The sequence below is a fragment of the Brucella pseudintermedia genome (genome assembly GCF_008932435.1).
GTDB lineage: Bacteria > Pseudomonadota > Alphaproteobacteria > Rhizobiales > Rhizobiaceae > Brucella > Brucella pseudintermedia.
Genome location: NZ_WBWE01000023.1, coordinates 25,478 through 32,074, shown reverse-complemented (window position 1 = coordinate 32,074; position 6,597 = coordinate 25,478). Strand labels below are relative to the sequence as shown.

The window sequence follows — 6,597 nt, the reverse complement described above, 5'->3', positions numbered from 1 at the left end:
ACAGATGCTGGTCGACGCGCGTCAATCAGCCGAAAAATGGCAAGAATTCCTCGAATGCTTTGTCGATGACGAAGAAATCGTCGCCCGCGTCAAGACATATTCTCCACGGTAACAATCGGGCGGTTACCTCGATTTCGTGCACGACCAGTTTGCATGCGGGAGACGGTTCCGGATTCTCAATATCGTTGATGATGTGACGCGGGAATGCCTGGCAGCAATCCCGGACACCACAATCTCCGGCCGCCGTGTCGCACGGGAGCTGACGACACTGATCGAACGACGCGGCAAGCCAGGAATGATTGTCTCCGATAACGGCACGGAACTCACCTCGAATGCCATCCTGGCCTGGTCGAAGGATCACAAGGTTGAGTGGCACTATATCGCGCCAGGAAAGCCTATGCAGAACGGCTATGTTGAATCCTTCAACGGTCGGATGCGCGACGAATTGCTCAACGAAAGCCTGTTCTTTGGCCTCGATCACGCCCGCAGCGCCATCGCCCAATGGGCCGACGATTACAACAATTTCCGGCCACACTCGTCGCTGGGATACCAAACCCCGGCGGTCTATGCTGGATCCATCGCCGCAACCGGCTCCAACGCTGCGCAATATGAAAGCTTGGCGTTTCCGCCGGTTGCTACCAACACGCCAATTGGCGTAGTCAAAACCGCCGAGGCTCTAATCGCCGTTGGATGAAAGTTCAGTGGCAGGTCACGATTTCTAACTTCCTCAAGAAATGCAACGTCCGTTGTTGAAGTATTGGCTAGTTTGCTTTTCATTTCATCTTTTCGAACAAAATTCATATGATACATAGCCACATCAGTGTCGGGGAAATGATGGTGATCCTTGCGCGGGAAAAAAGTTCTGAATTTAGTTTGAAGATAATATTTGCTATCCGGCGTTTTTAACGATCGGGTGGGATCAACCATGTCGATGTAATAATTTCCAGACCCAATCTCAGTTCGTTCATTAATTCTCGTGATAAAAGAGCAGCAGGTTATATCTTTTGCTCTCCAATTGGGCGTTTTAATGTGAAAAAAGCTCGATACACTTGTCGCCCATATCTTGTTCTTCGTAATATAATCCTTCGCAAATTCTATTTCATTTCTCCGGTAAAACTCATCGGCATCCATTGTAAAAAAGTGGGTACACCGGTGGCGAAGTGCTTCATCCAAGCCGATCTTTCGCTTGGCCAACTCATTTTGTTGCCGTGCTTTAGAAAAATCAGGCACGTATTCGATAATATTGTCCGCAAGTTTTCTATTGCGGATCTCGTTTAACGTCTCGATAGCTTCAGGGGTGATTGTATTTCCAGAGTTCGAAATAGATTGGTAGACGATGCTGATGAAGTCAACAGAGTCTCTTACGCTATTGATGCTGGAGATAAGATGCTCTTCTCCATTAAAAAAATTATAGCTGACTGAAAGCTTCATCTATTTTCTCGTTCCAGTTTTAAGCGCTGAACCCGATGCTATCAATAATATCAGTAGTCCGTATTGGGGTCCTTGAACGCATATTTCCTTTGTGCTGTTATTATACGCTGTTTTATCGCGCGTAGTGGCTTGGTAATTCTCCAAGATGTACTGCTTACCATATCGGCCAATTTCGCCTCCAGATTCGCTGACTTCGTCTCTTGATCCGCTAATTTACTCTTTAGCTGGCTTAGAAGGAGCTCTTTCTCAAAAAGCTGCTGTCGCTGTGCTGAATAAACCTCTTCATGAGAGCGGATAAGGTTTTGACGAGCACTGATAAAGCCTTGCCGTTCTGTTTCTGCGTTTGAGATCAGCTGTGCAATTTCAGACGACTGGTGCTTGGCTACTTGGAAAAAGGTTATCAACTGTCCGCTTAACAAGCCTTCCCTTTGTACAAGATTAGATATGAATAAATCGATGTGACGTTTACATCCTTCATCCAATCGGTGCGAAGCGTGCTCGATGATTCGCGTGAGGTAGTTACGAAGCGAATATTTCTCGGAATATGTCTGCTTCAACATGCGAACGGCTAAAGTGGCTTCGGAGTAGCCGCTAATTAGTTCATTCGCTATTGTCACCGACGGCAGTTCGCGACGGCAGCACCGGCCTGAAAAGTTAAATTTTTCGGCCTCTGCAACATTGGACCCGGTTAACCAGCCAGGGCCGCCAAAGCGATCGTAGACGTACACTGGAGTTTCACAAAGCAGCGAATATTGGACGGTCTTACCGATTGATATAACTGCATCATAAGAAGAAATGATTCCTGATGTGATTTTTTTTTGAACCGATGGAAGTCCAATGTGATCGACGGCGATTCCTCGGCTTCTTAGGATGTCAGCTGCGTGTGCAACTTCTTCTGGCACATGATTGGAAACAATTAGGGCGCGCTTCAGGTCGGGCCTAGCTTCGCGAGTTAAATTAAAACTATCAGGAGCTGCATTGTAAAACACTAAAATCTTCTCAGCGGTCACGCCTAACTCGACCAGTCGGTCGGCGGTTTCCTGGCTGTTAGCGACGATCATATCCGCTACATCGGCAACGGCTCCGGGTATTTCTAAAGGTTCATACGGTGACAAACTGGCATTTACGACGAAAACGTTTTCGATGCTACGTGTGCCGTGTTTTGCGAGGAGAGACGGCAGTAAGTGGTGTTGAGACCATATGATGTCGAAATTTTCAGGACTTGGACAATCTTCAAAAGAGCCATACTTGAGGCCTTGTTCGTCCATGTAACTGCGCACCGGGTCGTCAATATATGCCGAAAATATGTTAACGTCGCAGCTCATATTAGAGAATGCCTCTGCGACTTCCAAGCTGACAATTTCCGATCCGCCAAAAACGGCGAGGTGGTTGGTTAGTACAAGTATCTTCATTGCTTTTCCAAGACTGGAGTTGCCCTTTACAAATCGGCATTTTCAGGTTTGAGCGTTTTGGCTCAGAAACTCTTGTGGAGATTGATATCCTAAAGCCTTGTGCGGGTGAAGATTGTTATAGCGCTTGAGGTGCACCCCGAATTTGTACCACGGAGAGCTGGAATTTTCCGGGTTTAAGGCTCAAAGCGGCGGGGATGCCGTTGAGCCATTCATAAGCGAAATCGGCACCTTATTGCCAATGGCGCTATGTGGCCGGAATTCGTTATAGTCTCTACGCCAATCCTCCATCTTAATGCGGGCGTCGTCAAGGCTCATGAACCAATGGGCGTTCAGGCACTCGGCTCTGAACTTGCCATTGAAGCTCTCGATGTAGCTGTTATCTGTCGGCTTGCCGGGCCGGGAGAAGTCGAGCACCACCCCCTTATGGTAAGCCCATAGATCCAGGTCACGAGAGATAAATTCGCTGCCATTATCCACACGAATAACCGCAGGATAACCGACCTGACGACATATCCGTTCCAGGGTCTGCACCACATCCTCACCACGATAACTGAAGCGGGCATCAACTGCTGGCGAGAAGCGTGAGAATGTATCAACCACCGTCAGGATGCGGATCTTCCGTCCTGTCGCCAATTGATCATGGACAAAATCCATTGCCCAAACATGGTTGGAATGGGTCGCATCTGTGCGATCAGCGCGAAGCTTCGCCTTCACACGTCGTTTGGGAACCTTGTTCCGCAGCTGAAGTCCCATCTCCTTGTAAAGACGATAGATTCGCTTCGGATTAACGGGCCAGCCGTCACGCTTGAGAAGCACATGCACGCGCCGATACCCATAACGAACCCGTGTCTGACAGATGTCCTTGATCCTGAGCTTCAGTTCAGCCTGCTCGCCGCGCTTTGACTTGTAGACATAAAGTGACCGGTCAATCTTGAGCACCGAACAGGCGCGTCGTACCGAGACTTTCCAATCCGACTTAATAGTGTCGACAAGCGCTCGCCTGCGTGCAGGCTTCAGAGCTAATGGGATGGTCCGCCTCGTCCTCCCACCCCACATAAGGGAGACGAACTCAAAAAAGGGAGGATCGTCATGAGCGTTCGTAACAAACCCCGAGAAGCAGCCGTATTCGGCGTCGACATTGGCAAGAACGTGTTCCACGTCGTCGGATTGGACCCTGCTGGTCATCCAATACAAAAGGCGACTTTCCGGCGTGACACTGTCCTGCAATTCTTCGAAAGAGCTACGCCGACAATCGTTGGAATGGAGGCATGCCCCGGTTCACAGTGGCTGGCGAGGAAGCTTCAAGGCTTTGGCCACACAGTTCGAATTGTTGCTGCAAAGTTTGTGAAGCCCTTCGTCAAATCCAACAAAAGTGACATCATTGATGCCGAAGCTATAGCCGAGGCCGTGACACGGCCAACAATGCGGTTTGTCGAGGTGCGTACGTCTGATCAGATCGATGTTCAGGCACTGCATAGAGTACGGGACCGCCTCGTGGCTCAGCGCACCCGGGTTATATGCCAGATGCGCGCCTTCTGCCTCGAATACGGCATTGCGATGCATCAGGGGGCGGGTAAGTTCAAGGCGGACATGCCAAGGGTCCTGGAGGATGAGGACAACGACCTGTCGGCACCAATGCGGCAGTTGCTTATGTCTCTCTTCGAGGACATTCGCTATCTTGAGCAAAGAATTGCTGAAGTGAGCCGTCAGATCGAAGCAGCGGCCGACGCGGACGATACCGCCCGTCGCCTCATGACTGTTCCCGGCATCGGGGCATTGACTGCTACTGGGCTATTGGCAGCAGCGGGAACGGGTCGCCAGTTCAAAAGGGCTCGCGACATGGCCGCCTGGTTGGGACTTGTTCCGCGAGAGCATTCAACTGGAGGGAAAACCACATTACTGGGTATCAGCAAGCGGGGCAGTTCATATCTGCGACGATTACTGATCCACGGCGCACGAACATGCCTTCTCCATCTTGATCGAACGAGAGACCGGCTCGGCGTGTGGCTGGACGGGCTTCAGGCCAGGATGCACAATAACAAGGCGGCGGTCGCTCTTGCTGCCAAAATTGCACGCGTCGCATGGGTGATTATGACCCGACCGGGCGCGATCTACAATCGTCAGGATCCGGCAAAAACCTGATCCAGCGACAGACTGCGAGGAGCGGGATAGTGATGACGAGACAGTTGATCAGCGCAGCGTAAGCTCTGGGCAAAAAAGCGGGCTTGGCGCCCGAACCAGTTATTCGAGAACGGTGCGCGCGGATCTCATCATGGCCTGACTGTAACAACAGTCCACTCGCGAGAGGCCGGATACATTTATGCAGACTGGAACCGTCAGGACCATCAAACCCCTTGCACGGACGAGGCGGACCATACATTTTTGCCAAAACATCCTGAAGCATCGCCTTGTCCAGAGACAGATCAGCAACGATCCGCTTCAGCTTGGCATTCTCCTCTTCGAGTTGCCGTAACCGCTTCATCTCGGATGGCATCAGGCCCGCATATTTCTTGCGCCAGTTATAAAACGTGGCATCTGAAATACCGGCCTTGCGACAGACCTCACCAATAGGTGTGCCATCCTCTGCCTGCTTCAAAACGAATGCAATCTGCGCCTCTGAAAACTTCGATGCCTTCATGGAACTCTCCTTCTCCCGGATAAGGGATCATAAGTGGAAAATTCCAGTTCTGAATGGCCTAATTTAACGGGAGCACGTCACTAGTTCCAATACTAGGCGCAGACATAGAAGCTCACAGCAGATCATTGTGTTCGCTACCGATATCCGACCGATCACCCCTTCCGCCAGACGGGGTCTGCTTGCAGCTTGCCGCAAATCAGCACGGGGATGGAATCGAATTCCGGCCGGAAAGGCGAGGTTTTTAGAAGTGTCCAGATGGCTACCGATCTGTTCGGAGAGGAAAGGGAGGTACAGTTACTAGCAGTCGAGTCGTCTTAATCCCGGACTATCCTTGCAGCTTTTCCAAAAGTGTTACTGCATCAATTCTCGGCTGCGTCACAGCCGTGGGCGGCCAAGGTGTAATTTGCGTGTCAATCAACCGAAATCCTGCGCGATTGGAAAAATGTCTCATCATTTTCTCAGAGAAGAAACTACGCCAATGCTGTTGATCCTCATATGTTCCTTCAGGAAAATCCTCACAATTCGAGTAGTGTAAAAGAGCTCTTCCGCCAGGACAAAGTATGCGAGCGATTTCACTCAGATACCCAATCACGTCACTGGCTTCAAAGTGAACCATTGCGTCGTAACAAAATAGAGCAGTTATAGTTTCTGTTTTGATATCACGTAGGTCGGCACCATTGTTTACTGAGTAAAAAACATTTGGACTTTGAGAAAAACGACTGCGGCAAACGTCAATGTTTTCCTGATTGATATCAATTAGGGTGATACGGCCAACCTTATCCACAATCTGTGCGGTGTGGCGGCCATGACCACAAGCCAATTCTACCGTGTTCGTTAAATCAAGTTGATCGAACATTCTTCTGAAAAGACTATTGGAGCTCCAAAAAATACCGAGGTGGTCCGGGTTGTCTACGCCTGCATAATAAGGAGTATCGATATGAACGTGTCCGAGTTTCGCTCGGATTTCTGCTACTCTCGACATGCCATCTCCTTCCAAGATCAGATTAGCGATCATCAAACCACGGTCCTTATGGGTAATCAACCGATTGTCACGAAGGTAATCGGAAATCTGACGAAGTTTAATCTGCCTATCTGTAGCGTTTATCAACCCAAAGC

Annotated in this window: 3 protein-coding genes and 3 pseudogenes; 2 read left to right on the top strand and 4 right to left on the bottom strand. The window is 49.9% G+C overall.

Going from position 1 to position 6,597, the window contains the following annotated elements:
- Positions 1-127: 127 nt before the first annotated feature.
- Positions 128-694: pseudogene (locus F9K78_RS21160) on the top strand (integrase core domain-containing protein); the annotation flags it as partial.
- Between the two features lie 787 nt (positions 695-1,481).
- Here F9K78_RS21160 and F9K78_RS21155 read toward each other — a convergent pair.
- Both F9K78_RS21155 and F9K78_RS21150 read right to left on the bottom strand, forming a co-directional pair.
- Complete coding sequence (locus F9K78_RS21155) at positions 1,482-2,843, bottom strand: glycosyltransferase family protein (RefSeq protein WP_151682728.1); 1,362 nt, start codon at positions 2,841-2,843, stop codon at positions 1,482-1,484.
- A 180-nt stretch (positions 2,844-3,023) separates the two neighbouring features.
- Positions 3,024-3,863, bottom strand: a pseudogene (locus tag F9K78_RS21150) (IS3 family transposase); the annotation flags it as partial.
- A 69-nt stretch (positions 3,864-3,932) separates the two neighbouring features.
- On the opposite strand from F9K78_RS21150, the gene F9K78_RS21145 reads away from it, so the two are divergent.
- Positions 3,933-4,985 carry an IS110 family RNA-guided transposase gene (locus tag F9K78_RS21145; RefSeq protein ID WP_112672644.1) on the top strand — a complete coding sequence of 351 codons (1,053 nt, stop codon included), beginning with the start codon at positions 3,933-3,935 and terminating at the stop codon, positions 4,983-4,985.
- A 238-nt stretch (positions 4,986-5,223) separates the two neighbouring features.
- Here F9K78_RS21145 and F9K78_RS21140 read toward each other — a convergent pair.
- Both F9K78_RS21140 and F9K78_RS21135 read right to left on the bottom strand, forming a co-directional pair.
- Positions 5,224-5,481 (bottom strand): annotated as a pseudogene (locus F9K78_RS21140) (transposase); the annotation flags it as partial.
- Positions 5,482-5,806: 325 nt separating this feature from the next.
- Positions 5,807-6,496: a class I SAM-dependent methyltransferase gene (locus F9K78_RS21135; protein WP_167518152.1), complete on the bottom strand. Its 690-nt coding sequence runs from the start codon at positions 6,494-6,496 to the stop codon at positions 5,807-5,809.
- Positions 6,497-6,597 lie beyond the last annotated feature (101 nt).